Origin of the sequence: Allomuricauda sp. NFXS6 (assembly GCF_040148835.1) — a bacterium.
Classification (GTDB): Bacteria; Bacteroidota; Bacteroidia; order Flavobacteriales; family Flavobacteriaceae; genus Flagellimonas.
In genome coordinates, this window is sequence record NZ_JAGEMG010000004.1 from 106281 (window position 1) to 131725 (window position 25445).

The following is a 25445-nucleotide window of genomic DNA, read 5'->3' on the forward strand; positions in this document are numbered from 1 at the left end:
CTTCGTTTCACTCAGAATGACAAATAAGCAATTGGAAGAACAAAAAATCCAAAAGACCGAACTGAAAAAGGCCTGCACCAATTGTGGGGCAGAACTCAAGTACAAGCCTGGCACCACAAGTATCAGTTGTGAGTATTGTGGCCACCAAGAGACCATTGCCGTGGACGAAAGTGGGTTTGAAGAATTAGAGCTACACCCTTTTTTACAGGAAATGGGCGCACAAAAGCACAGTGAGGAAATCTCAATGTTGCATTGCAAAAATTGCGGTGCCGACCAACATGTGGAAGAAAACTACAAATCCCTCCACTGCGTGTATTGCGGTCAGCCTTTGGTAATAGAAGACGCCTACAAAGAAAATTGGATCTTGCCCGGTGCAGTACTCCCTTTTCAAATTGATAAAAAACAATCCTTTATCATTTTTAAGAAGTGGGTAAAGGGTTTATGGTTTGCACCGAACAACTTAAAAAAAGCCTCTTTAGACCCTCAATTTACCAAAGGTCTTTATCTGCCCTATTGGACTTTTGATGCGCAGCTCTACGCCTCCTACACCGGTCAGCGTGGCGAATATTATTATGAAACCAAAAGAGTTCGAAATGCCAACGGAAAAATGGTGACCCAAAGGGTCAGGAAAACCAGGTGGTATCCCGCATCGGGACAGGTTTCGGGATTTGTGGACGATACATTGATCAAAGCTTCGCACCAAAAAACTGGAAGAATTCCAAGTAAAATTGCATTTTGGGATTTGAAAAAGCTTCAACCGTTCAACAGTGGATTTTTATCTGGATTTGTTACCGAAAAATATACCATCCCTTTAAAAGATGGTCATTTACACTCCAAAGAGGTGGCAAAGGGCATTGCAGATTCTTGGTGCAGACGCGATATTGGCGGCGACACCCAGCGTGTACTTTCTATGGATATGAAATTGTCCGAAGAAACCTTTAAACATATTTTGTTGCCTGTTTACGTAAGTGCCTATCGCTACAATGGGAAGGAATACAATTTTTTTATTAATGGAGAGAATGGCCAAATTTCGGGCACACGACCTTATAGTTTTTGGAAAATCTTCTTTACTGTTCTAGTAGCACTTGTGGTTATTGGGGTTATTGTTTTTCTTTCAAAAAAATAAAAATCAATAATGAAAAAGCTTCTATTACTTTTACTTCTAATATCCATTTCTTCTTGTGCACAAAACGGAAAAATTATTTCGAAGGAACCTCTTGTCCTTTCCGATTCCATAAAAATACGGTTAGCCAAAGGAGTACCTCATCTAGATTCCATTCAATTCTCCGAAATAACCTATCTATCGGATGGTTTAAAGGTTACCGGATACATTGCCGAGCCAAAAAAAGAAGGTGTTTATCCCTGTATCATCTCAAATCGTGGCGGCAATAGAGATTTTGGGAAGTGGACACCTTTGAGTATTGGTTTTTTTATGGGTAAAATGGCCGGCTGGGGATATGTAGTGATTGCCAGTCAATATCGGGGCAATGATGGTGGTGAAGGATTGGAACAGTTTGGTGGCGATGATGTAAACGATGTATTGAATTTAGTTCCTGTTTTGAATCAACTGCCAAAGGCAGATACAACTCGAGTGGGTATTGAAGGTGGTAGTCGAGGTGGAATGATGACCTATTTGGCCATAAAAAAGTCATGTGAATTTAAAGCTGCCGTCGTTGTTGCAGGATTGGCCGATGCCCATCTCAATATTAAAAACAGACCCGAAATGGAAGAACATGTATTTTCTGAATTGGTTCCCAATTATTTAACGGATAAAGAAAACCAGTTAAATCAGAGGTCCGCCGTACTATGGGCTGATGAAATGTGCAAGACAACACCGCTTCTAATTATGCACGGTAGTGCTGATTGGCGGGTTTCTTCTGAAGAATCTCTAAATCTAGTGAGTAAATTGTATAAGTACAAGCACCCAACAAGATTTATACTATTTGAGGGTGCAGATCACGGTATTCGAGAATTTCGTGACGATGTATTCTATGAAATGAAGCGACATTTTGACCTTTACCTTAAGGATGAGCACCCACTTCCTGATATGGAGCCCCACGGCAGGTAATCTTTACCTCAATCCAAGAACACCAAACAAACCGGATTAGGGTGTTCTACTTCATTTAAAAATGTCAATTTTCCTTGTTGCCCATCTCTTTTGAAGATGGCAATGTTGCTCGTTTTTTTGTTGGCCACCAGTAAAAATTCACCCGTTGGGTCCATGGAAAAATTCCGGGGCCAATCACCGTGAACTGATTCTCTTCCCACCAATTCCAATTGACCTGAATTCCCGTCAACTTCAAAAATTACGATGGTGTTTTCCCCACGGTTGGATCCATACAAAAATTTGCCGTCAGGTGAGAGATGAATGTCGGCACAAAAGCTTTCCCCGTCAAAATCCGCAGCCAAAGTTGAAACTACCTGAATTTCGTCGTATTTGCCGTCAACATCTTTTTCCAAAACAGAAATAGTACTGTTCAACTCGTTGATGACATATAACAATTGTCCACCTTTACCAAAGGTAAAATGGCGGGGGCCTGCTCCATCTTCAAACGGTATTGATGCTTGTTCCGTGGGCACAAAGCTATCCCCTTGTTGAGTATACCGCTTTATGGCATCCAATCCCAAATCCGTTACCATAAGTCCATCAACATTGAACTGTGCCATATGCGCATGCGAAGTTTTCACGGAGTCCAATTTTTTATGATCAATGATTTGTGGTTCATCTGCCAACGAACCATCAGTATTTAATGAAAATAAGGCCACATTGCCCCCTGTGTAATTTGCAACGGCCAAATATCCATCCCCTGAAAGGGAAACATGACAAGGGTGTGCTCCTTGGGTTCCCATACTATTTTGAAGCTTCAAAACGTCCTTCTTTAAACTAAAGGCAGTAACACCACCTCCCAAGCTATCAAAATCAGCCGTTTCTTGAACAGCGTAGAGATTCTTTTTATCATCAGAAATGGCCAAATAAGATGGGTTTGTCAATTTGGCTGCAAGTTTTTGATTGGATAATTCACCTGTGTTTGCATCAAAAGTATAGGTGTAAATGCCCTCGCTATCGCCATCGGTATAAGTTCCAACAAATAGGGTGTGCATAGATTTTTCTTCAGGTTTTTCAGCGCAAGCGATTGCTAAAGCAGCAGCCACGCCCGCTAGAATAATTTTTTTCATGGTTGTTTAGTTAGGTCGCCCAAATTAAACATTCTAAATCAAAATCGAGCTGTTTAGGACAGTTCGCTCCTGATTTCTTTTTGAAGAAAAATTCCCGTGACAATGGTAGAAAGCACATCAGCAATACAAAATGAGAGCCACACGCCTATTTCGCCCATAAAATTGGGTAAGATTAAAATCAAAGGGATAAAAAAGAACCCTTGACGGGTCAATGTTAGCAATAGTGCTGGAATCGCTTTTCCAATGGCCTGAAAATAGGCTGCCCCGATCAATTGTATGGCAATGATCGGTGTTGCGGCAAAAACCAGTCGCATAGCCAAGGGTATGTGCTGCAACACAAAATTATTGGCTTCGAGTTCTTCTGCGGATAATTCTGGTCGATCACTTAAAAACAAGGAGGCAATTTCCGAAGGAAAAACCATAAGCACCACAAAAACAATGGTTGCCATCAAGGCGGCATATTTAATGGCCGTGTAGATGGATTGCTTTACCCGGTCGTATTTTAGCGCACCATAATTATAGCCGGCAATCGGCAAAAAGCCTTGTGTGACCCCAAAAACGGGGAATAGGGCAAACATCAGCATTCGGCCGATAATAGCATACACAGCTACCATGGCCTCTCCGCCCAAATTGAACAATATATTGTTCATCAATAAATACGTAATGCTGGTTACCGCTTGTCGGGCCAAGGTAACAAATCCCAAGGAACCGATCTCTCGAAGAATAGGACGGTCCAGCCCAAAATGGGAAACATCGATCTTTAGTTCGGAGTTGTCTGATAAAAAGAAATAAAACACATAGAAAAAACAGAGCAGATAGCCTACCGTAGTGGCCCATGCGGCTCCGTGCATACCCCAATCGAATACATAAATAAAAATATAATCCATCAATAGGTTTCCCACAGATGGAATGATCATGGCAATCATAGCAAATCGAGGTTTGCCCTCAGCGCGGATTACTGAGTTTCCCATCATACAGAGCGCCAAAAAGGGAACTCCGTACAAAATGATGGTGTAATAGATTTTGGCGGGTTCAAAAATGGAGCCTTTACCGCCAAAAGCAGGAATCAGGCTGTCTACAAAGTAAAGTCCAAGGGCTACCATGGATATGGTGACCACCAAAGTCAATGTAATCTGATTCCCAAAGGTTTTAAGGGCCTTTTCCCGATTATTGGCACCCAGTGCCCTCGAAATTATACTGGAACCACCGATACCAATGGCCATTCCCAAGGCCGCAATAAAAAAGGATACCGGTAGCACTACGTTAATCGCAGCAATGGCAATGGAACCAATCCAGTTTCCCACAAAAATGGAGTCCACCAATACGTTTAGCGACATCACCAAAATACCAATGGAAGCGGGTACGGCCTGTTTGACCAGTAATTTCCCAATGGGTTCCTGCCCAAGTTCTTCGGAGGTTATTTTGGCCATACCAGCGGTATTCTTCGGTTTTAGGTTAAGGTGAAAGGTAAATCTATTTCAAAGCTACAATGCATTGACCAAACTATCTTTCTACTGTTCTTTTTTTTAATGAAATTTATCGAATATGAGTTTCGGGCAAAGCATCTTTTTCTTCCCATTCCTTGATCCATTTGGCCATCAATTCGGCCCAGTCATCACGATCGTTCAAACAAGGTACGTGGATGTAATCGCCGCCACCTGCTTCTTCGAACTGCTCTTTTCCTTCCATGGCGATTTCCTCCAAGGTCTCCAAACAATCACTTACAAAGGCCGGGGTAATAACGGCCAATTTTTTGATGCCTTCGTACCCCAATCGTTCGAATTCTTTATCGGTGAAGGGTTGCAACCATGGATCGCTTCCTAACCTTGATTGGAACGAAGTGCTTACCTTATCCTCTGGCAAGCCCAATTCTTTTTTGACCAATTCGGTGGTATCGTAGCACTGATGACGGTAGCAGGTGTGGTGCGCCACAGAGTTTGTTTTGCAGCACTCGCCATTCAATTGGCAATGGAATTTCGTAGGGTCCGATTTTCTGATATGTCTTTCAGGGATTCCGTGATAGGAAAAAAGGATATGATCGTAATCAAATCCCTTTAATCCTTGAGCAATACTTTTTGATAAAATTTTGATGTAATCCGGATTGCTGTAAAAAGCGGGCAACGTGGTCAAGTGCATTTCAGGAAAATCTTGCTGTTGCACTTCCAGTGCTTTTACCACAACCGTTTCGTAGGATGACATGGCATAATGCGGGTACAAGGGCACCAAAAAAACCTCATCTACACCTTTGCCCTTCAATTCCTGCAATCCTTCCTTGATGGACATAGAGCCGTAGCGCATACCCAATGCAATTGGGAGGTCGATATGCTTTTGTACTTTTTCCGCGAATCTTTTGGAAATTATAATCAACGGAGAACCTTCATCCCACCAAATTTTGGAATAGGCCTCTGCGGATTTCTTGGGACGGGTGTTCAAGATAATGCCTCGAACTATAATGTTTCTGAGCACAGGGTTTACATCGATAACGCGTTCGTCCATCAAAAATTCATCCAAATACGGCTTAACATCTTTGGCGGTTGGGCTATCTGGCGACCCCAAATTGACCAATAAAACTCCTTTTTTCACGGCTTTTTAGTTTAGAGCGCTAAAATACAACACGAAGTGGACATCACCTTTTCCTCATCAAAATACTTTCTTATGATGAAATAATGATTCTCGATTTTGTTTAAGCTTTCTGTTGCCCTTGTGCATTTCTGCCTTATTTTTGAGATATGGAGTCCTTTTACGATAATGTTTCCAAAGAATCTCTCATTTATTTGGGCATGGCCCTGCTTGTGCTCGTTATCCTTTATTGGGTCACTTCAATCATAATGAAACGTTTGGGAAAGAATCCCAAATACTTGCTGCCCAAAAGTGCCTTTAAACGATTGGCATTTCCATTAATTTTGATTTTTGTCTCCGTTCTGCTTCGAATGAAAGCGCTACGGGACATTCTCAACCTGGAAGACGCAGCCTATTGGTTTAAAAAAGCCAGTACAATTCTCTTCATTTTTGCTATGGCCTGGGTGATGATCGCTTTGCTAAAAATCATTAAAAAGGCAGTTATTCAAAATTATGACATTGGAGAGGTGGACAACCTGAAGGCACGAAAGGTATACACGCAGTTCACTATTCTAGAACGTATTTTTATTTTCATCATAATTCTGTTGGCCACGGGCTTTATGCTGATGAGCTTTGAAGAAATCCGCGAAGTGGGCATCAGTATTTTTGCCTCTGCGGGTGTAGCCGGAATCATCATCGGATTTTCGGCACAGCAGTTTATTGGGACTATTTTGGCGGGTATCCAAATTGCCATTGCCCAACCCATAAAACTGGATGATGTGGTAATCGTGGAAGGCGAATGGGGCCGCATCGAGGAAATTACGCTTACTTATGTTGTGGTGAGTATTTGGGACAAAAGACGTTTGATCGTGCCCACGCCCTATTTTATCAACCAACCGTTCCAAAACTGGACCAAGACCTCCTCTGAACTACTGGGTACGATATTTTTATATGTGGACTACAATGTTCCGTTCGATAAAATCAGGGAAGCGCAAACCGAAATTTTGAACAATACCGATCTCTGGGACGGCAAGGTGAATGTGGTTCAAGTCACCGACACCAAGCCCAATTATGTGGAGATACGAACCTTGGTAAGCTCCAAAGATTCCCCGACGGGTTGGGATTTACGGGTTCATGTCCGCGAGAAACTTATTGAATATTTACAAGAAAATTATCCCGAGAGCATTGCGAGAACTACGCGATTGACGGTTGAACAAAAGAATGGAAACAATGATGAAACATAAATTAGTTACTCTTTTTTTTATTTTAGGAGTTTTTGTCAATGCACAAAAAATCACATGTTCCTCTGAGGACAAGTCCCTTTTTGAAACCAAAATCTCCGATTTGGAGCAAACAAAAGCATCAAACTTAGGCGATACCATAGCTTTGGTAGGGCAATCCTTTCTGGGAACACCTTATGTGGAGAAAACCCTTGAGGTTGGCGATACGGAAACCTTGGTGGTGAATTTTGGCGGGCTGGATTGTACCACCTTTGTAGAAAATGTGCTGGCCTTCAGCTTGATGCTTCAAAACCAACAGACAACTTTTGAAAGTTTTACTGAAAATTTAGAGACCGTTCGGTATAGAAATGGGAAGTTGGATGGGTATCCTTCTCGTCTCCACTACTTTACCGAATGGATTCGCAACAACGAGAAAAAGGGATTGGTAAAAGATATCACTGCTGAACTGGGTGGTGTGGAGCTGGAAAAACCCATCAATTTTATGGGAACGCACCGCAATCTGTACCCATTTTTGGCCAGCGACGAGAATTTTGAAGCGATGTTGACGGTAGAAAAGGAACTTGCCAAGGAAGAACTTTGTTATTTGCCACAGGACCAAATTGAAAGCAAGGAACACCTGATTAAGTCGGGAGACATTCTTGCTTTGGCCACCTCCATAAAAGGATTGGATGTTACCCATACGGGAATTGCCATCCATCAACCTGATGGAAGACTGCATTTATTGCACGCATCGAGCAAAAATGGTGAAGTGGAAATCTCTGAATTACCTTTGGCAGATTATCTCAAAAACATCAAAAGTAATATTGGGATTATTGTGGCGAGACCAAACTTAATTTCGTTTTAAACACCATTCAATCGCTCCCAAAAGGTGTTGACGGAACATAGGTTCGTCATAAGAATCTTCGGTATGGCCTCCCCCGGTATAAAAAGCCCTTCCACCATCAAACTCGTGATACCAAGCAATAGGGTGGTTGGAACCATTGGTACCTCCTTCATAGCTGCTCTCATCCAAATTAAGCAAAATAGTAGTATTGGAACTTAGGTTTTTGTAGTTGTACCATTCATCGGTCCTTGGCCACGAATCTGAGAGGTGTTCGGTTGATGGGTGGGCTTTGCTTACTACATCTATTGTTGCATCACGAACATTCGGGTCGCTGGGATGAGAATCAAAATAGCCTCCAACTAATTTTCCGTACCAAGGCCAGTCATATTCTGTGTCAGCGGCAGCGTGGACGCCCAAGAATGCGCCACCTTCTTTAATGTAGGATTCAAATGCCCTTTGCTGTGCATCGTTTAACACATCCAATGTGGTGTTCAAAAACACCACCAATTTATAGTTTTGAAGGTTTTGGGAAGTAAAGTCTCCCCCCGACTCTGTCTGCAAGGCAATGAACCCGTTTTGACGTCCCAATTCCCTCAAGGTTTGCACTCCTTTCTCGATGGATTTATGCCTCCAACCCTCGGTTTTGGTAAATATCAAAATCAATTCGGGCATTTTTGGGTTTTCAGTTTCCTTTGCAGGTTCTTCTTGTGCACATGCACCAATTACACAGCAAAAAGTCAATAACAGAACAGTAAATTTCATAGGTATAATTTTACACGTTTGAAGTTAAGTATTTTTTGGGTGTGGTGCCGAACTTCTTTTTAAAGGAAGCAATAAAATGACTAGCGGTGCTGTATCCCACTTTTAACCCAACTTCATTTACGTTATACTTCCCAGTTTCCAACATTTTACGGGCATATTCCATTTTATAATCGAACAAAAACCCAAAGACGGAGTCACCATAAATCTGTTTAAACCCTTCTTTCAGCTTTTTAAGGCTCAACCCTACTTCTTGCGATAGTTCTGCCAATGTTGGTGGCTCGGACATTCGGGATATCATAATTTCCTTTGCCATTCGAATACGGCGCACGTTGTCCTCATCGGCTAAATATGGACATTGTTCCAAATCGGCATCTTCGGTTTTGTTGAAATAAAGAGAAATCAGTTCGTAGACCTTGCCCTTTAAATATAGTTTTTTAATGGATGGGTGCAGGTTAAAATTCATTAACTGACTCAATACCACGGCAGTTGCCGGTGATACTATTTCCTGTGAGTAATATTTCTTTTCCTTGTTCTCTTCACTTAAAAAAGGTATATAATCCGCTTCATCCGAAAACAGGGAATGAAACTTCCTGATAGTCATCACTACGGACACCAACCAAGAACCTGGTGAAACCACAAGATCAAGGGGCAAATCCTTTTGGGTATTGTATAAGAGTAAGGAGTTTTCCTCGTTTACCTCCAAATAATAGTTCCCTTCGTTAAAATTGAACTTGGATTTTCCTTTTAAACAAAAGTGGAATTGAATGTAAGAGCTGTCGATATCACGTTCAATGAGTTTTGGTTCCTTGGCATCATTTTGAATTTTAAGGATATAAATCCCATCTTCGACCAAAATTTCATCATATGAACCTCTAGCGATATTTTTAATGTTAGTTTTCAATATATTTTTGCTTTTAATTAATTTAGAATCGCTCTAAATTGTGTTTTGTATTATCAAATATATCAATAATAACAATGCTTACAACCATGATCATCGAAAATAAAACATAAAATAATACCAGCAGTAATTTATAGTTCCGCTAGCGTTATTTTTTGACCTATAACCCTATTACTTTTGTCTTGCGATTTATATCCTTTATGAGGAACTACCATATTTCAAAACATAATTCCTTCTATGCCATTGGGTTGAGTTACAAGAAGGCAGATGCAGAGGTTAGAGGAAAGTTCAGTCTGGATGTTCCTGCCATTGACCATATTTTGGGCAAGGCCAAGGAAATCGGAATTGATGGTCTTTTGGCCATTTCCACCTGTAACAGGACCGAACTTTACGGTTTTGCACAACACCCTTACCAGCTCATCAAACTTCTTTGCGACGAAACCAATGGTACCGTTGAAGAATTCCAAGAGGTGGCCTATGTGTACAAAAATCACGATGCCATTTCGCACATGTTCAAAGTGGGAACTGGTTTAGACAGTCAAATTTTAGGCGATTTTGAAATCATTAGCCAAATCAAACAAGGTTTTTATCGCTCCAAAAAACAAGAAATGGCCAATCCGTTCCTAGAGCGCTTGTGCAATGCTGTGATTCAGGCCAGCAAGCGCATCAAAAACGAAACGGAACTTTCATCGGGAGCTACTTCGGTAGCATTTGCATCGGTAAAATATATTTTGGACAATGTGGACAACATTTCCAGCAAGAACATACTCTTGTTCGGAACAGGAAAAATTGGAAGAAACACCTGCGAGAATTTAGTGAAGCATTCCAACAACTCCCACATTACCTTGATTAACCGAACTCGTGAAAAAGCGGAAGACATTGCAGGCAAATTTCAATTGACCGTGAAGGATTATGGCGATCTACAAACCGAAATCCGCAAAACCGATATTCTTGTCGTGGCTACGGGAGCACAATTGCCCACTGTTTCCAAAGCCTTGATCTATCCCAAAAAACCATTATTGGTCTTGGATTTATCCGTCCCCAAAAATGTATCCGATGATGTGAAGGAATTGGACAATGTAACTTTGGTGCATTTAGACCAACTATCACAGATTACGGATGAGAACTTGGCCAAAAGAAAGGAATATGTTCCTAAAGCGGAAGCTATCATAGAAAAAGTAAAAAAGGATTTCCTGAAATGGTTGGAAACCCGCAAGTTTGCTCCAGTAATCAATGCACTCAAGGACAAACTGAACACGATGAAAACCGAGGAAATCGATTTTCAGACCAAAAAAATTGAAGGTTTTGACCAACTTCAGGCAGAAATCATCTCAGACCGGATCATCCAAAAAATCACCAAGCAGTTTGCCAACCACTTAAAGAGCAACGAGGTGGACACGGATGATAGTCTGGAACTGATCCAGAAAGTATTTCAGCTAGAACTTCACTCCAAATGAGCAAAATCATCCGCATTGGCACCCGCGACAGCGAACTCGCGCTGTGGCAAGCAACCACCGTGCAACAAAAGCTGGAAGCACTTGGGTACGACACCATTTTGGTGCCAACCAAATCTTTGGGAGACCAAGTATTGGACAAGCCTTTGTATGAGCTCGGCGTTACAGGGATTTTCACCAAAACTTTGGATGTTGCTCTGCTCAAAGGAGACATTGACATTGCGGTACACTCTATGAAGGATGTACCCACACAACTGCCGAAAGGAATAGTACAAGTGGCTGTTTTGGAGCGCGCGATGACCTACGATATTTTGGTGCACAAAGGATCAGCCTTTTTGGAAAATGACCAGCCCGCAACCATCGCGACCGGAAGTTTGCGGCGAAAAGCTCAATGGTTGAACAAATATCCCAACCACAAAGTCGTTGATCTCAGGGGAAATGTCAACACCAGGCTCCTAAAACTCATTGAAAACGATTGGCAGGGTGCCATTTTTGCACAGGCCGGATTGGAACGCATCAAACTTTTGCCCAAGGATGCCATTCAATTGGACTGGATGATTCCAGCACCAGCCCAAGGAGCTATGTTGGTCGTTGCCAAAGAAGAAGATGATTTTACCAGAGAAGCATTGGGCAAATTGAATCATGCCGAAACTGAAATGGCCACAGCGATTGAGCGTGAATTTTTACGCACCTTGGAAGGCGGGTGCACTGCCCCGATAGGTGCTTTGGCTCACATAAAAGACGAAACCGTTTATTTTGAAGGGGTTGTTTTCTCGTTGGATGGAAAACAGAAAATCGACATCAAAAAAGAAGTGAAATTGTCCGATGCCAAAGGCATTGGGAAAACTTCTGCCGAAGAGGTTTTACAAAAAGGAGGCGATAAATTGATGCAGGAAATCAGAAATGAAAACAGTGCTCTCCACTAAAATACTGACCCCTTCACAAAAGGAGCTTTTTCTAAATTCCGGTTTGGGATTGGTGGAGTACGATGCCCTGAAAATTGAATTTCTGAACGTAAAAATTCCTTTGGACTGCGTCAACTACATTTTCACGAGCAAAAATGCGGTAAAGGCCTTTTTAAATCAAACAAAAGACTTAAATAAAACTAAATTAAACGCTTTTTGTGTTGGTGAAAAGACAAAGTCTATCTTGGTAGAAAATGGGCTAAAAGTTGTAGCAATGGCCGAATATGCATCAGAATTGGCCAAAAACATTGTAAAACGAAATCAAAACGAGACATTTGTATTCCTTTGTGGAAACAAGAGGAGAGATGAACTTCCCGATGTGCTCACAAAACATAACGTTCAGTATAAAGAGGTGGAGGTGTATCATAACCATCTAAATCCAAAGGCATTTCAAAGGGATTTTGATGGCATTTTGTTCTTTAGTCCCAGTGGGATTCGAAGCTATCTTTTGGAAAACACCATAGGAAATAGCACCTTGTTCTGTATCGGAGAGACCACAGCTGCTGAAGCCCAAAAACACTCAAACCATATCATTATAGCCAACAAACCAACCGTGGAAAATGTGTTGGTGCAGGCGATAAATCATTTCAGACACTTATGATAAAAAACGACTTGTTCCTAAAAGCTTTAAAAGGTGAAACCGTTGAACGTCCACCCGTGTGGATGATGCGACAGGCAGGACGCTATTTGCCCGAGTTTATGGAACTCCGTAAAAAATACGATTTCTTTACCCGTTGTCAGACTCCAGAACTGGCTTCCGAAATCACAGTACAGCCCATTCGCCGATACGGCATGGATGCCGCCATTTTGTTCAGTGACATTTTGGTGATTCCGCAGGCCATGGACATCGAGGTGCAGATGAAGCCCAATTTTGGGCCTTATTTACCTAACCCTATCCGCTCCCAAGCCGATTTGGACAAGGTGATTGTTCCCGATATTCAGGACACGCTGGGTTATGTGATGGATGCGATAGCCATGACCAAGGAAAAGTTAGATGATGAAGTTCCCTTGATTGGATTTGCGGGTTCACCGTGGACCATTCTTTGCTATTGCGTGGAAGGTCAGGGTAGCAAAAGTTTTGACAAAGCCAGGGGATTTTGTTTTACCCAGCCCGAAGCTGCGCATGAATTGCTTCAAAAAATAACGGACACCACCATCGCCTACCTTAAAGCAAAGGTCAAAGCTGGTGTAAATACTGTTCAGGTTTTTGATTCTTGGGGCGGAATGCTTTCACCGCAGGATTATCAAGAATTTTCTTGGAAATATATGCAGCAGATTGTGGATGCCCTAAAGGAAGAAGCGCCCGTAATCGTATTTGGGAAAGGATGCTGGTTCGCTTTAAAAGAAATGGCAAATTCAGGGGCTTCGGCCGTTGGAGTTGATTGGACATGTTCCCCTCAAAATGCAAGATATTTAACCGGAGGAAAGGTCACGCTGCAAGGTAATTTTGATCCAGCGCGCTTGCTTTCACCACCAGAAAAAATCAAGGAAATGGTAACACAAATGATCCGAGATTTTGGCAAGGACAAGTACATCGTAAACTTGGGTCACGGAATTTTGCCGCATATTCCTGTGGAGAATGCAAAAGCATTTATTGATGCCGTAAAAGAATACAAGGAGTGAACCTTTTTGCAGTACTAAAACGGGTAAATTTTAAAAATATACTGAAAGTTATAGGTATTGGACTAAGCCGTCCCCATTTTATTTGGCCAACCCTAAAAGCTACCAAGGATTGCATATCCATATCGACCAAAAACTACGGCAAGCTCCATCATAAAAATGGCCCTGCCAATGCGTTTAGACACGCTTTTTGGAATTATCTGATTGCAAAACGGTGTTTTAAATGGCAAGAAAATGAGGAAGTCGTATTAGCTTGGACCAAAAAAGTAACGGATTGGCATGAGGCTTCATTTCCCAATAAAAAATTGCCCAAGGCCATGGATTTGCACAACAACGAAGTGGGACGTTTCTTTTTTCAGCAAAACAGAGAGAAATCAGAACAAGAGGTCATCGCGTTATTAAAGCAAATGACTTTGGAATCCACCAAAATTGATGAAAATTCAACCCTTTCTGACCATAAAAACCGAATGGTACATATTTTAGAACAATGAAGGATAAATTTTACACATACATTCAACAATTACAGGACGCTATTACCTCCAAACTGGAAGTACTGGATGGCATCGCTACGTTTCAGCAAGACCTTTGGGAACGTGAAGAAGGCGGTGGCGGTAGAACCCGTGTCATTGAAAACGGAGCTGTTTTTGAAAAAGGGGGCGTAAATATTTCCAAAGTGCACGGTCCATTGCCAAAAAGTATGCAAAACTATTTTGGAGTTGACGATGTAGATTTCTTTGCCTGTGGCCTCAGTTTGGTGATTCACCCCAAAAGTCCGATGGTGCCCACCGTGCATGCCAACTGGCGCTATTTTGAGATGTACGACAAGGAGGGTAACATCGTGGACCAATGGTTTGGTGGCGGACAGGACCTTACCCCGTATTATTTGTTCGATGAAGATGCAACCCATTTTCACGCGGTTTGCAAAAAAGCCTGCGATGCCCACAACCCAGAATTTTATCGGAACTACAAAAAGAAATGCGACAACTATTTTTGGAACTCACATCGAAACGAAGCCCGTGGAGTTGGTGGATTGTTCTTCGATTATTGCAAAGCAACCGAAGAAACCAGTATGGAAGATTGGTACAATTTTGTAACCGAGGTCGGGGATAGTTTTTTGGAGGCTTACGCTCCCATCGTTAAAAAAAGGAAAGACCTACCCTACTCTCAAGAACATCGCGATTGGCAAGAAATTAGACGTGGACGTTATGTGGAGTTCAATTTGGTACACGACAAAGGCACCCTTTTTGGATTAAAAACGAATGGACGTATTGAAAGTATATTGATGAGCTTACCGCCACACGTTCAATGGCGATACGACCATCATCCCCAAAAAGAAAGTAAGGAAGAGCAATTGATAGAAGTACTGCAAAACCCGAAAGATTGGGTTTAATGCGTAGTTTTGCCTTGAAACCAAGCCTATGAGACAGAAAATTTACCAAATAGACGCATTTACCAGCCAGACCTTTGGCGGAAATCCGGCTGCGGTCTGCATTTTGGATTCATGGTTGAGCCCAGAATTGATGCAAAAAATTGCCCAAGAGAACAATTTGGCAGAGACCGCTTTTGCCGTCAAAAAAGATGATCATTACGAATTGCGATGGTTCACGCCAGAAGTGGAGGTCGACCTCTGTGGACATGCGACTTTGGCCACGGCCTATGTATTGTTCCATTTTTATGACCTTAAAAAAGATACCATTCAGTTTTATTCGCCCCGAAGCGGAGAGCTTATTGTCAGCAAGGCAGATAATGGCTGGTTGACTATGGACTTCCCGACAGACAACCTGGTAGCCATTCAAAATATGGAAGCGTTGGACAATGCCATTGGACAAAGCCCGATTAAAACCCTGAAGGGCAAAACGGATTACATGATGGTCTACCAATCCCAAAAGGAAATTGAAGCCCTTGAACCCAACCACCATCTGTTGGCGCAATTGGATGTTCGGGGGGTTATCGTAACCGCTCCGGGGGACGAGGTGGATTTTGTATCCCGCTTTTTTGCTCCCGCTTGTGGCATTCCCGAAGACCCCGTTACAGGTTCGGCGCACACTTCACCTAGCCCCTATTGGTCAGACGTTTTGGGCAAATCCAAAATGACCGCCAAACAACTTTCCAAAAGAGGTGGTGATTTGGTATGCGAATATTTGGGCAAACGAGTGAAGATTTCAGGAAAGGCCGCGCTTTATTTAACAGGAGAAATTGATATTTAATATCAGCTAAAACTAGAAAAATATGTACCCACTCATAAGAAACCGAAGACTCCGCGCATCCGAATCCGTTAGAAGATTGGTTCGGGAAACCACCTTGACCCCAGATGACTTTCTGGTGCCTCTTTTCATAGTGGAAGGCAAAGGAGTGAAAGAAGAGATTGCTTCAATGCCCAACTATTTTAGGTTGAGTTTGGACAATCTTGAAAAAGAAGTAAAGGAACTCAGGAAAATGGGACTTTGCTCTGTCCTTCTTTTTGTGAAGGTTGATGATAAACTCAAAGATAACAAAGGAACCGAAGCCCTAAACCCGAACGGTCTGATGCAACGTGCCATAAAAACCGTAAAAAATGCCTGTCCACAAATGTTGGTGATGACGGACGTTGCGCTGGATCCCTTTTCATCTTACGGGCACGATGGTATTGTTGCCGAAGGGCAAATCCTGAATGATGAAACCGCTGAGGTTCTGGCCGAAATGAGCGTATCCCACGCCAAAGCTGGGACCGATTTTGTAGCGCCCAGCGACATGATGGACGGCAGAATTTTGACTATCCGCGAAGCGTTGGAGGACGAAGGTTACATAAATACGGGAATCATGGCCTATTCCGCTAAATATGCAAGCGCCTTTTATGGCCCCTTCCGCGATGCCCTGGACTCTGCACCTGTGGATATCGCCAATGTGCCCAAGGACAAAAAAACCTATCAGATGGATTATGCCAATCGGTATGAAGCTGTCAAGGAAACCCAAATGGACATTGACGAAGGGGCAGATATCGTCATGGTTAAACCCGGTTTGTGCTATTTAGATATTGTTCGGGAAATCAAAAATGAAGTAGAAGTTCCCGTTGCCGTATATCAAGTTTCAGGGGAATATGCCATGGTAAAAGCCGCCGCCGAGAAAGGCTGGTTGGACCATGATGCTGTGGTATTGGAGCAATTGACGGCTATAAAACGTGCCGGGGCAGATATCATCGCTTCGTATTTTGCTAAAGATGTAGTAAAATTGATATGTTAATCCTTTTTCGTCGCCCTGAGCGCAGTCGAAGGGTTGCAAAGGATTTTATCCGAACTTTGGGCTAAACCCCGACCAAAATGAAAAAATTTGCGGCTTCGTTGCTCTTCATCACTTTAGTGATGCCTCTTGGGTTTGCCCAACGCGAACTCATCCACGCCTTTCCCTCCAAATTGGGGTTCGATGAAGCTTTCATCAATCAAAAGGTGGATTCCATTATGGAAATGGGCATCGATAGCTTGGCTTTCCCGGGCGCCCAACTTTTGGTCGCCAAGAACGATACCGTTATTTTTCACAAAGCCTACGGCTTCCATACCTACGATAGCATTCAACCCGTAGCTTTGAATGATCTATACGATTTGGCCTCGGTTACCAAGATTTTTGGGCCCTTGCCCGCCTTAATGAAGTTAGTGGACGAGGGCAAACTCGATTTGGACAAGCCTTTTAGCAACTATTGGAAGCCTTGGAGACACCGAAAAGACAAGAAAGACCTTACGCTTCGGGAGATTTTGGCACATCAGGCTGGTTTGGTGCCCTATATCGTGTTTTTGCAAAAGGTGCTTCGAAAAAATGGAAAGGTCAAAAGGCGCTTTGTTCGGAATTCATCCCATAAAAGATTTCAAGGACAAGTGTATGATGGGCTCTACATCAATAATCGGTTCGAGCGAAAAATGAATCGTATCATCAATCGGTCTAAAGTTACTGATGAGAAGAAATACGTGTATTCCGGGCTTACCTTTCTTATTTTTCCAAGTTTGATAGCGCAACTCACAGGAACCGACTATCAAACCTATTTGGATGAAAATTTCTATCAACCTTTGGGGTGTCATACCTTGGGATATCTGCCCAAAGAAAATAACTACGTGAACACCATTGTGCCCACCGAAGTGGATTCGATTTTCCGAAAAACCTTGGTAACAGGTTGGGTGCACGACGAAAATGCGTCGCTCAAAGGTGGCGTTTCGGGCAATGCGGGATTGTTCGGCACAGCAGATGACTTGGCCAAATTGATGCTCTTTTATCAAAATTATGGTAAGGTGGGCGGCAAGCAGCTCATTTCAACCAAAACCGTAAAAGAGTTTACCGAAGTGCAGTACCCAGAAAACGAAAACCGCCGGGGATTGGGTTTCGACAAACCTTTGCTCAATAACGCAGAACTTCCTTTGGAAGAGGCCTACCCCTCCCCTTCGGCAAGCCCCAAAAGTTTTGGCCACTCCGGTTTTACGGGAACCTTTGTCTGGTCCGATCCCGAAAACAAGTTGACTTTTATTTTTCTATCCAACCGAGTTTACCCGTCCAGGGACCATCGAGAATTGTATAATTTGAATATTCGGACCGCCCTTCAGGATGTTTTTTATAAAGCGGAGGGATTAAACATTCAAAATTAATTCCTATTCCCTATCTTGGTACTAAAGATTCTACCACTATATGGGACTACTACTATTTTATGCCCTTATTTCCATCTTCTTTTCATTCCTATGCTCCATTTTGGAGGCGGTATTGTTGAGCATAACACCCACCTTCATCAATTTAAAAAAACAGGAGGGAAAAGAGTATGCGGCCACGTTGGAAGCCCTTAAAAAAGATGTGGACAAACCGCTCATCGCCATTTTGACGCTAAATACCATTGCACATACGGTTGGTGCCATTTTGGTGGGGGTACAAGCAAAAGTTGCCTATGCAGAAATGTATGGAAGCACAGAGCGCACCATTTTTGGGTTTTCGCTTACCGAAGATCTTATGGTAGGAATCGTGTCCACCCTTATGACGATATTGATCTTGGTTGCGTCTGAGATCATTCCTAAGACCATTGGGGCCACTTTTTGGAAACAACTGGCCAACTTTACCAGTAAAGCGCTAAACATAATGGTATTCATTCTAAAATGGACAGGACTGTTATGGCTGCTTCAACTTTTTACCAAACTTGTCGGTGCCAAGGGAGAGCACGGAAGTGTGTTGAGCCGGGAGGATTTTAGTGCAATGACGGAAATCGCCGAAGAAGAAGGGGTGTTCAAAAAATCGGAATCGAAAATGATCAAAAACCTACTTTATTTTGATGAAATCCTGGCTAGAGATGTAATGACGCCTCGAACGGTAATGAAGGTGGCATCTGAAGATACCCCGATAAAAGAGTTTTTTGAAAAAAACAGACCCTTACGCTTTTCAAGGATTCCATTGTACAAAGATCGTATGGATAACATTACGGGCTTTTTTTTAAAAGATGAATTGTTGGAAGCAATTGTCAACAAAAAGGGAAATGAAACCTTGGCCACCATTAGGAGGGAACTATTGGTGACGAACCGCAGTAAATCCATTAACGACCTGTTCAAAAAATTTGTTCAGCAAAGGGAGCACATTTCTTTGGTGGTGGATGAGTATGGTTCCGTAAGTGGATTGGTCACTATGGAAGATGTAATCGAAACCTTGCTCGGATTCGAGATTATGGATGAAAGTGATAATGTAGAAGACCTTCAAAAGCTTGCCAGAAAGAACTGGCATGCCCGAGCAAAGCGATTGGGAATTATTGAAGGTGAAGATGACATAGAATAATGGAAGTTGCTTATATACAGACTCCTATTGGAACAGCAGAATTAAAAGGTGATGAAAATGGTCTTGCTTCCATCACTGTTTTGGACAATAAAAAACCAAATGGTACATTACCTGATGTTTTAGTAGATGCTGCAAAGCAGTTTCAAGAATATTTTAACGGAGACCGAACGGTATTCAACCTTGAATTGAACCCTTCGGGCACGGACTTTCAAAAGAAAGTTTGGAATGCTCTTTTAAAAATACCTTTTGGAAAAACCATTTCTTATTTGGAACTTTCCAAACAACTCGGTGACGTAAAGGCCATTCGTGCAGTAGCCTCGGCCAATGGCAAAAATCCACTTTGGATTGTGGTTCCCTGTCATCGTGTAATCGGAACCAACGGAGACCTCACAGGATATGCAGGTGGACTGCATAGAAAAAAATGGTTATTGGAACACGAGAGTCCTGCAAAACAGACGACTCTATTTTAATTGGCTACAATGCTTTATAAACTTAACCTGGAACATATCCTTTTTTTGGATATTGAGACCGTACCCCAACATCAAGAGTTCTCCGAATTGGATGGAACCGCCCAACTTTTATGGGAGCAGAAAACACAATACCAGCGCAAAGATGAATTCACCCCCGAAGAATTTTATGACCGAGCCGGTATTTGGGCCGAATTCGGTAAAATTGTCTGTATATCCGTTGGGTATTTTGCCCACAAAGGAGAGCATCGAAATTTTAGGGTCACTTCTTTTCACGGCGATGAAACCCAAATCCTAAAACAGTTCAAACAACTGCTACAAGATCATTTTAGTCAAGTTAAGCATCTTTTGTGCGCCCATAATGGCAAAGAGTTCGATTTCCCCTATATCGCCCGCAGAATGGTGATAAACGGCATCAACTTACCTTATAAGCTAGACCTATTTGGTAAAAAGCCTTGGGAAGTGCCTCATCTGGACACTATGGAACTTTGGAAGTTTGGCGATTACAAACATTACTCTTCTTTAAAACTATTGTCGTATGTGCTCGGAATTCCCTCTCCAAAGGAAGATATGGACGGTAGTATGGTAAAAGATGTTTTTTACAAGGAAAACGATATTGATCGAATCGTAACCTATTGCGAATTGGATGTGGTGACCACAGCCCAAGTTTTTTTGCGATTGCGGAATGAAGAATTATTGAATGATGATGAGATTAAAAGGGTTTGATTTTTATTGGGTAAAGGGTACTGGTCAAAGGTAAAAGTGACGAAAAAATTCTCGGTTGCGCTCGAACTGACAGTCACACCCAAGCTATAAGCAGTGTTATTCTGGACATCCCGTCCCGATGACTATCAGGTGCTCTCGGATTAAGAACTTAGTGTTTGTTGGTTTTTCGAAAGGTTCTGACACATTTGGTCCCCGTTGGGCTTCTTGACAATACAATCAAACACGTGGCAGGGCAAAACTCAGTTAGCTGAGCAAAAATGTTATTTACCCTGAGCCATTGGATGAAGCTTTTGTAAAAGCAAGATTCCTCATTCCAATTCAAATCGTCAACTTGTCAAAAAACACCGTAACCACAATACACAAAGAACTTCAAAGTACTTAATTTATATTTCAGCGCCCACTAGTGTTACCATTATAAAAATGATGAGCCGTTAAAAAACCCAAACTCCTATTGGAATTTGGGTTTTGTATATTGCATTGTTTCGTTGTTTATCCCTTTAACGTAGCGGATAAGTACTCGCGGTTCATACGGGCAATATTGGTCAAGGAAATACCTTTGGGACATTCCACTTCACATGCTCCGGTGTTGGTACAGTTACCAAATCCTTCCAAATCCATTTGGCGAACCATGTTCTGCACACGCTCCGTAGCTTCTATCTGACCTTGAGGCAACAAGGCAAATTGAGAAACTTTGGCAGAGGTGAACAACATGGCACTTGCATTTTTACAAGCGGCCACACAAGCACCACAACCAATACAGGTGGCAGCGTCCATGGATTCGTCAGCATCGTATTTGTTGATTGGAATCGAATTGGCATCAATGGTGTTCCCGGATGTGTTTACAGAGATGTATCCACCGGCTTGCTGTATGCGGTCAAATGAGCTCCTGTCCACAATCAAATCCTTGATTACAGGAAATGCTTTGGCACGGAAGGGTTCAATTACAATGGTATCGCCATCGTTAAATTTACGCATGTGCAATTGGCAAGTCGTCACCAGTCTATCCGGTCCGTGCGGCTCTCCATTGATTTGCAAGGAACACATACCACAGATACCTTCCCTACAATCGTGATCGAACTCCACAGGTTCTTCTCCTTTAGATATCAAATCTTCATTCAAGATATCCAACATCTCCAAGAAAGACATATCACCTTCTACACCGTCAAGGGTATAATCAACTATTTTTCCAGGTGAGGATGCATCTTTTTGACGCCATATTTTTAAATATAATTTCATAGCTTCTTATTTGTAGGATCGTGTCTTCAGTTCAATATTTTCGTATACCAAATCTTCTTTGTGCAATTCGGCATCTTTGGGCTCACCCTTATATTCCCAAGCGGCCACATATTTAAAGTTTTCGTCATCTCGCAGAGCTTCGCCTTCCGGGGTTTGGTACTCTTCGCGGAAGTGTCCGCCGCACGATTCGTTTCTGTGCAATGCATCCTTCGCGAATAACTCTCCTAACTCCAAAAAATCGGCAACGCGACCTGCTTTTTCCAACTCTTGGTTTTTAGAATCGATACTTCCGGGAACTTTTACGTTCTCCCAGAAATCTTTTCTAAGTTCGGAAATTTCCTTGATGGCTTCTTTGAGTTCTTTTTCGTTCCTGGCCATACCACATTTGTTCCACATGATCTTGCCAAGCTTCTTATGGTAGTAATCCACAGAATGGATTCCCGAACCGCTGGTCAATTTCTCCATTCTTTCACGCACCTGTTGTTCGGCTTCCTCGAATTCTTTGGTATCGGTCGAAATGGCACCCGTTCTGATATCGTCGGACAGATAATCCCCTATAGTGTAAGGAAGCACAAAATATCCATCGGCCAAACCTTGCATTAAGGCGGAAGCTCCCAAACGGTTGGCACCGTGGTCGCTAAAATTAGCCTCTCCTGCCGCATAGCAACCCGGGATGGTGGTCTGCAAGTTATAATCTACCCAAAGTCCTCCCATGGTATAGTGTACCGCAGGATAAATCATCATTGGGGTTTTATAAGGATTTTGATCTACGATTTTTTCGTACATCTGGAACAGGTTACCGTACTTGGCCTCCACAACCTCTTCACCTAGTTTGGTTATAGTAGCTTTATCAGGATTTTTAATTCCAGAGGTCAACGCCTTTTCTTTCCCATAACGCTCAATGGCAGCAGCGAAATCCAAGAATACGGCTTCACCGGTTTTGTTTACTCCAAAACCAGCATCGCAACGTTCCTTGGCAGCTCTAGATGCCACATCACGGGGCACTAGATTACCGAAGGCAGGATACCTTCTTTCCAAATAGTAATCCCTATCCTCTTCAGCTATCTCCGTGGGCTTTAATCTACCTTCACGAACGGCGGCGGCATCTTCTTTTTTTGCGGGTACCCAAATACGCCCATCGTTTCTAAGCGACTCGGACATCAATGTCAATTTGGATTGATGGTCACCGGAAACAGGAATACAAGTTGGATGAATCTGTGTAAAGCAAGGATTGGCAAAGTAAGCTCCTTTACGGTGGGCTCTCCAAGCGGCCATTACGTTGCTTCCCATGGCATTGGTTGAAAGGAAAAATACGTTTCCATACCCTCCAGTGGCCAACACAACGGCGTGTGCACTGTGTCTTTCAATTTCTCCGGTCACCAAGTTTCTGGCAATGATGCCCCTTGCTTTGCCATCCACTAAAACCAAGTCCATCATTTCGTGACGGTTAAAGGCTTGAATCTTTCCTCGGTTGATCTGGCGGTTCATCGCGGCATAGGCACCCAGTAACAATTGCTGTCCAGTTTGTCCTTTGGCATAAAAGGTTCTCGAAACCAATACCCCTCCAAAAGAACGGTTGTCCAACATACCACCATATTCACGGGCAAAGGGAACTCCCTGGGCCACGCATTGGTCGATAATGTTTCCAGAAACCTCGGCCAATCGGTAAACATTGGCTTCACGGGAACGGTAGTCTCCCCCTTTTACGGTGTCGTAAAAAAGACGGTAGTTACTGTCGCCATCCCCTTGATAGTTTTTTGCAGCGTTGATTCCACCTTGGGCAGCAATGGAGTGCGCCCTACGAGGTGAATCTTGATAGCAGAATGTTTTTACATTGTAACCCAGTTCGGCAAGGGTAGCTGCAGCGGAACCACCAGCAAGCCCTGTACCCACTACAATGATATCGATGTTCCTTTTGTTGGCAGGATTGACCAGGTTGATGTCGTTTTTATGTTTGGTCCATTTGTCGGCCAATGGCCCAGATGGAATTTTAGAATCCAATATGCCCATACTTAATGTGTTATTGGGTTAAGGTGGTGGTATATGGCGATAAATGCAAATGCCAAGGGTACCACTACCGCGAATATTTTAGCAAATTTTGTGAATCCAGCGGTGTATTTGTTGTTAGCACCCATGGATTGGAACGATGAAGCAAAGCCATGCCACAAGTGTAAGCTCAACAACACAAAGGAAACTACGTAAAGAATGGTTCTCCAAAACGGAGCGAACTTTTCAACGGTTTCCGCGTAGTAACGTGTTGGGTCCTCTGGGTTCGACTCGATGTACTTGTAGGTCATCTCGTGTACCCAAAAGTCGTAGAAGTGCAAAGCCAAGAAAGCAAGGATGACCAGACCTGAGTAGATCATATTTCTGGATACCCAAGGTGCATTTGCGCTGCCCTTGTACTTAACATAGCTTACATCCCTAGCTTTCTTGTTCTGGATTTCCAAAACAAAGCCCATAACAAAGTGTACGATTACACCAATGATCAAAATGGGCTGCATCAAAAATTGGACTATCGGATTGTAGCCCATAAAATGGGATGCTTCATTAAAAAAATCGGGAGAAAATACCGAGGCCAAATTGATGGTCACGTGAAGAATCAAAAATGTGACCAAAAAAAGACCCGATAGGGCCATAACATATTTTCGGGCCAACGAAGATTTTATCAAACTCATTAGAAGTTAGTTTTTACACAAATTTACGTTACGGATGAGTTTTTAACAAGCTTTCAACATTGTAAAGCAGGTTATTTAGACTCATTTTAAGCTACTGGGATTTAATCCTTCAGGATTCTATTTTGCGAATTTTACCCGATATTACGGTTGATTTTAAAACCAATGCATTAAATATGGATGTTGCCCTACTTTCCGTGAGCCTCAATGTGTATTCCACAGCTAGGATTGCGGAGGAATTTGAGAAGGCAGGGCATTATGTGGAGCATATAGACCATACCAAATGCTCGGTGCAATTGGGCGGGGACAAACCGCAAATTTTTTATGGAACGGAGGACATAACCAATGAGTTTGATGCGGTTGTCCCAAGAATTGGCAATACGGTCACCAGACATGGGGCGGCCATTGTAAAGCAGTTTGAAATGAACCATATTTTCAGCACCGCGAAATCGATGGGAATAATTAGGGCAAGGAATAAAGTGGCCACCTTGCAAATGATGTCCAAAAAGGGCATTTCGGTACCAAAAACAGTATTCTCCATCAACCCGAATAATGTGGAAGATCAGATAGAACTTTTGGGCGGAGCTCCGGTTATCATCAAACTGCAAGAAGGAACCCAAGGGAAAGGGGTTATTTTGGCAGAAAGCAAAAAGTCCGCAAAGTCTGTGATAGACACTTTATACAATATGAACACCAGTATTTTACTACAAGAATATATAGAAGAGGCCAATGGTGAAGACCTTAGGATTGTAGTGGTGGGCAACAAAATCGTGGCCAGTATGAAGCGGAGCAGTGCATTGGACGATTTTAGGTCCAATGTGCATCGAGGAGCGGAAACCCAAATGGTGAAACTAACACCACGGGAAAAATTCATGGCCATTAATGCAACCAAACGTTTGGGTCTTGGTGTGGCCGGAGTGGATTTGATCCGGTCCAAAAACGGCCCTCTGTTGATTGAGGTAAATGCATCACCAGGATTAAAGGGTATTGAGGCGGCAACTGGTGTCAATGTAGCCCAATGCATTGTCCACTATGTGGAAAAGAATGCCCGAAGAAATAGAAAACAGATGTGATTG

The 25445-nt window shown here is 42.7% G+C and carries 25 protein-coding genes; 17 read left to right on the forward strand and 8 right to left on the reverse strand.

The window, feature by feature from the left end:
- Nucleotides 1-16 precede the first annotated feature (16 nt).
- Together J4E06_RS07595 and J4E06_RS07600 are read left to right on the forward strand one after the other, a co-directional pair.
- Entirely contained in the window at nucleotides 17-1126 is a 1110-nt protein-coding gene (locus J4E06_RS07595) for a TFIIB-type zinc ribbon-containing protein (RefSeq protein ID WP_502877342.1), read from the forward strand.
- A gap of 9 nt (nucleotides 1127-1135) precedes the next feature.
- The gene (locus tag J4E06_RS07600; protein WP_349523434.1) at nucleotides 1136-2068 is read left to right on the forward strand and encodes an alpha/beta hydrolase family protein; all 933 of its coding nucleotides are present in this window, start codon (nucleotides 1136-1138) and stop codon (nucleotides 2066-2068) included.
- Between the two features lie 8 nt (nucleotides 2069-2076).
- On the opposite strand, the gene J4E06_RS07605 is transcribed toward J4E06_RS07600, so the two are convergent.
- From J4E06_RS07605 to hemH, 3 genes are all read right to left on the reverse strand, one after another.
- Nucleotides 2077-3177 (reverse strand): lactonase family protein, encoded by a 1101-nt coding sequence (locus J4E06_RS07605; RefSeq protein WP_349523435.1) that lies wholly within the window; start codon nucleotides 3175-3177, stop codon nucleotides 2077-2079.
- Between the two features lie 53 nt (nucleotides 3178-3230).
- The gene (locus tag J4E06_RS07610; protein WP_349523436.1) at nucleotides 3231-4607 is read right to left on the reverse strand and encodes an MATE family efflux transporter; all 1377 of its coding nucleotides are present in this window, start codon (nucleotides 4605-4607) and stop codon (nucleotides 3231-3233) included.
- A gap of 106 nt (nucleotides 4608-4713) precedes the next feature.
- Nucleotides 4714-5760 (reverse strand): ferrochelatase, encoded by a 1047-nt coding sequence (hemH, locus tag J4E06_RS07615; protein ID WP_349523437.1) that lies wholly within the window; start codon nucleotides 5758-5760, stop codon nucleotides 4714-4716.
- Between the two features lie 146 nt (nucleotides 5761-5906).
- Between hemH and J4E06_RS07620 the strand changes: the two genes are divergently transcribed.
- Both J4E06_RS07620 and J4E06_RS07625 read left to right on the forward strand, forming a co-directional pair.
- Complete coding sequence (locus J4E06_RS07620; RefSeq protein WP_349523438.1) at nucleotides 5907-6980, forward strand: mechanosensitive ion channel family protein; 1074 nt, start codon at nucleotides 5907-5909, stop codon at nucleotides 6978-6980.
- Nucleotides 6967-7821, forward strand: coding sequence for an N-acetylmuramoyl-L-alanine amidase-like domain-containing protein (locus J4E06_RS07625; RefSeq protein WP_349523439.1), 855 nt, complete (start codon nucleotides 6967-6969; stop codon nucleotides 7819-7821). The genes J4E06_RS07620 and J4E06_RS07625 overlap by 14 nt, the downstream gene beginning before the upstream one ends.
- Here J4E06_RS07625 and J4E06_RS07630 read toward each other — a convergent pair.
- Together J4E06_RS07630 and J4E06_RS07635 are read right to left on the reverse strand one after the other, a co-directional pair.
- Nucleotides 7807-8562, reverse strand: coding sequence for a ThuA domain-containing protein (locus J4E06_RS07630; protein WP_349523440.1), 756 nt, complete (start codon nucleotides 8560-8562; stop codon nucleotides 7807-7809). The genes J4E06_RS07625 and J4E06_RS07630 overlap by 15 nt on opposite strands.
- A gap of 10 nt (nucleotides 8563-8572) precedes the next feature.
- Nucleotides 8573-9463, reverse strand: coding sequence for a helix-turn-helix transcriptional regulator (locus J4E06_RS07635; RefSeq protein ID WP_349523441.1), 891 nt, complete (start codon nucleotides 9461-9463; stop codon nucleotides 8573-8575).
- Nucleotides 9464-9660: 197 nt separating this feature from the next.
- Between J4E06_RS07635 and hemA the strand changes: the two genes are divergently transcribed.
- The 12 genes from hemA (at nucleotide 9661) to J4E06_RS07695 (ending at nucleotide 20458) form a co-directional block, all read left to right on the forward strand.
- Nucleotides 9661-10917: a glutamyl-tRNA reductase gene (gene hemA, locus J4E06_RS07640; protein WP_349523442.1), complete on the forward strand. Its 1257-nt coding sequence runs from the start codon at nucleotides 9661-9663 to the stop codon at nucleotides 10915-10917.
- Nucleotides 10914-11840 (forward strand): hydroxymethylbilane synthase, encoded by a 927-nt coding sequence (gene hemC, locus J4E06_RS07645; RefSeq protein WP_349523443.1) that lies wholly within the window; start codon nucleotides 10914-10916, stop codon nucleotides 11838-11840. The genes hemA and hemC overlap by 4 nt, the downstream gene beginning before the upstream one ends.
- Nucleotides 11818-12480 (forward strand): uroporphyrinogen-III synthase, encoded by a 663-nt coding sequence (locus J4E06_RS07650; protein ID WP_349523444.1) that lies wholly within the window; start codon nucleotides 11818-11820, stop codon nucleotides 12478-12480. Before hemC ends, J4E06_RS07650 begins: the two co-directional genes overlap by 23 nt.
- Nucleotides 12477-13502 carry a uroporphyrinogen decarboxylase gene (hemE, locus tag J4E06_RS07655; RefSeq protein ID WP_349523445.1) on the forward strand — a complete coding sequence of 342 codons (1026 nt, stop codon included), beginning with the start codon at nucleotides 12477-12479 and terminating at the stop codon, nucleotides 13500-13502. The genes J4E06_RS07650 and hemE overlap by 4 nt, the downstream gene beginning before the upstream one ends.
- The gene (locus tag J4E06_RS07660) at nucleotides 13499-13990 is read left to right on the forward strand and encodes a DUF6973 domain-containing protein (RefSeq protein WP_349523446.1); all 492 of its coding nucleotides are present in this window, start codon (nucleotides 13499-13501) and stop codon (nucleotides 13988-13990) included. The genes hemE and J4E06_RS07660 overlap by 4 nt, the downstream gene beginning before the upstream one ends.
- Entirely contained in the window at nucleotides 13987-14889 is a 903-nt protein-coding gene (hemF, locus tag J4E06_RS07665) for an oxygen-dependent coproporphyrinogen oxidase (RefSeq protein WP_349523447.1), read from the forward strand. Before J4E06_RS07660 ends, hemF begins: the two co-directional genes overlap by 4 nt.
- Before the next feature lie 28 nt (nucleotides 14890-14917).
- Nucleotides 14918-15706 carry a PhzF family phenazine biosynthesis protein gene (locus J4E06_RS07670; protein ID WP_349523448.1) on the forward strand — a complete coding sequence of 263 codons (789 nt, stop codon included), beginning with the start codon at nucleotides 14918-14920 and terminating at the stop codon, nucleotides 15704-15706.
- Nucleotides 15707-15728: 22 nt separating this feature from the next.
- Nucleotides 15729-16718, forward strand: coding sequence for a porphobilinogen synthase (gene hemB / locus J4E06_RS07675; RefSeq protein WP_349523449.1), 990 nt, complete (start codon nucleotides 15729-15731; stop codon nucleotides 16716-16718).
- A gap of 77 nt (nucleotides 16719-16795) precedes the next feature.
- Nucleotides 16796-18103, forward strand: coding sequence for a serine hydrolase domain-containing protein (locus J4E06_RS07680; protein ID WP_349523450.1), 1308 nt, complete (start codon nucleotides 16796-16798; stop codon nucleotides 18101-18103).
- Between the two features lie 40 nt (nucleotides 18104-18143).
- On the forward strand, nucleotides 18144-19265 hold the full coding sequence (locus tag J4E06_RS07685; RefSeq protein WP_349523451.1) for a CNNM domain-containing protein: 1122 nt from the start codon (nucleotides 18144-18146) through the stop codon (nucleotides 19263-19265).
- Nucleotides 19265-19735 (forward strand): methylated-DNA--[protein]-cysteine S-methyltransferase, encoded by a 471-nt coding sequence (locus J4E06_RS07690; protein WP_349523452.1) that lies wholly within the window; start codon nucleotides 19265-19267, stop codon nucleotides 19733-19735. The genes J4E06_RS07685 and J4E06_RS07690 overlap by 1 nt, the downstream gene beginning before the upstream one ends.
- 9 nt (nucleotides 19736-19744) lie before the next feature.
- A complete protein-coding gene (locus J4E06_RS07695) occupies nucleotides 19745-20458 on the forward strand; it encodes a 3'-5' exonuclease (RefSeq protein WP_349523453.1) in 714 nt (237 codons plus the stop codon).
- Between the two features lie 489 nt (nucleotides 20459-20947).
- Here the strand turns inward: J4E06_RS07695 and J4E06_RS07700 are convergent, their stop codons facing one another.
- From J4E06_RS07700 to J4E06_RS07710, 3 genes are read right to left on the reverse strand one after another with little or no spacing between them, the layout of a single operon-like run.
- Nucleotides 20948-21694, reverse strand: coding sequence for a succinate dehydrogenase/fumarate reductase iron-sulfur subunit (locus tag J4E06_RS07700; RefSeq protein ID WP_349523454.1), 747 nt, complete (start codon nucleotides 21692-21694; stop codon nucleotides 20948-20950).
- Nucleotides 21695-21700: 6 nt separating this feature from the next.
- Nucleotides 21701-23704, reverse strand: a complete 2004-nt coding sequence (locus J4E06_RS07705) for a fumarate reductase/succinate dehydrogenase flavoprotein subunit (protein WP_349523455.1) — start codon at nucleotides 23702-23704, stop codon at nucleotides 21701-21703.
- 2 nt (nucleotides 23705-23706) lie between these two features.
- Nucleotides 23707-24372, reverse strand: coding sequence for a succinate dehydrogenase cytochrome b subunit (locus J4E06_RS07710; protein ID WP_349523456.1), 666 nt, complete (start codon nucleotides 24370-24372; stop codon nucleotides 23707-23709).
- A 122-nt stretch (nucleotides 24373-24494) separates the two neighbouring features.
- Between J4E06_RS07710 and J4E06_RS07715 the strand changes: the two genes are divergently transcribed.
- Complete coding sequence (locus J4E06_RS07715; RefSeq protein ID WP_349523457.1) at nucleotides 24495-25442, forward strand: RimK family alpha-L-glutamate ligase; 948 nt, start codon at nucleotides 24495-24497, stop codon at nucleotides 25440-25442.
- The last annotated feature ends 3 nt before the right edge of the window (nucleotides 25443-25445 follow it).

Excerpts from the sequence above, each read along its gene's own strand:
- hemB (WP_349523449.1), top strand. The coding sequence starts at position 15,729 with ATGTACCCACTCATAAGAAACCGAAGACTCCGCGCATCCGAATCCGTT.
- J4E06_RS07700 (WP_349523454.1), bottom strand. The coding sequence starts at position 21,694 with ATGAAATTATATTTAAAAATATGGCGTCAAAAAGATGCATCCTCACCT.
- J4E06_RS07670 (WP_349523448.1), top strand. The coding sequence starts at position 14,918 with ATGAGACAGAAAATTTACCAAATAGACGCATTTACCAGCCAGACCTTT.
- J4E06_RS07690 (WP_349523452.1), top strand. The coding sequence starts at position 19,265 with ATGGAAGTTGCTTATATACAGACTCCTATTGGAACAGCAGAATTAAAA.
- J4E06_RS07595 (WP_502877342.1), top strand. The coding sequence starts at position 17 with ATGACAAATAAGCAATTGGAAGAACAAAAAATCCAAAAGACCGAACTG.
- J4E06_RS07600 (WP_349523434.1), top strand. The coding sequence starts at position 1,136 with ATGAAAAAGCTTCTATTACTTTTACTTCTAATATCCATTTCTTCTTGT.
- hemA (WP_349523442.1), top strand. The coding sequence starts at position 9,661 with ATGAGGAACTACCATATTTCAAAACATAATTCCTTCTATGCCATTGGG.
- hemE (WP_349523445.1), top strand. The coding sequence starts at position 12,477 with ATGATAAAAAACGACTTGTTCCTAAAAGCTTTAAAAGGTGAAACCGTT.
- J4E06_RS07650 (WP_349523444.1), top strand. The coding sequence starts at position 11,818 with ATGAAAACAGTGCTCTCCACTAAAATACTGACCCCTTCACAAAAGGAG.
- J4E06_RS07685 (WP_349523451.1), top strand. The coding sequence starts at position 18,144 with ATGGGACTACTACTATTTTATGCCCTTATTTCCATCTTCTTTTCATTC.
- J4E06_RS07630 (WP_349523440.1), bottom strand. The coding sequence starts at position 8,562 with ATGAAATTTACTGTTCTGTTATTGACTTTTTGCTGTGTAATTGGTGCA.
- J4E06_RS07620 (WP_349523438.1), top strand. The coding sequence starts at position 5,907 with ATGGAGTCCTTTTACGATAATGTTTCCAAAGAATCTCTCATTTATTTG.
- J4E06_RS07625 (WP_349523439.1), top strand. The coding sequence starts at position 6,967 with ATGATGAAACATAAATTAGTTACTCTTTTTTTTATTTTAGGAGTTTTT.
- J4E06_RS07680 (WP_349523450.1), top strand. The coding sequence starts at position 16,796 with ATGAAAAAATTTGCGGCTTCGTTGCTCTTCATCACTTTAGTGATGCCT.
- J4E06_RS07710 (WP_349523456.1), bottom strand. The coding sequence starts at position 24,372 with ATGAGTTTGATAAAATCTTCGTTGGCCCGAAAATATGTTATGGCCCTA.
- J4E06_RS07610 (WP_349523436.1), bottom strand. The coding sequence starts at position 4,607 with ATGGCCAAAATAACCTCCGAAGAACTTGGGCAGGAACCCATTGGGAAA.
- hemF (WP_349523447.1), top strand. The coding sequence starts at position 13,987 with ATGAAGGATAAATTTTACACATACATTCAACAATTACAGGACGCTATT.
- hemC (WP_349523443.1), top strand. The coding sequence starts at position 10,914 with ATGAGCAAAATCATCCGCATTGGCACCCGCGACAGCGAACTCGCGCTG.
- J4E06_RS07705 (WP_349523455.1), bottom strand. The coding sequence starts at position 23,704 with ATGGGCATATTGGATTCTAAAATTCCATCTGGGCCATTGGCCGACAAA.
- J4E06_RS07605 (WP_349523435.1), bottom strand. The coding sequence starts at position 3,177 with ATGAAAAAAATTATTCTAGCGGGCGTGGCTGCTGCTTTAGCAATCGCT.
- J4E06_RS07695 (WP_349523453.1), top strand. The coding sequence starts at position 19,745 with ATGCTTTATAAACTTAACCTGGAACATATCCTTTTTTTGGATATTGAG.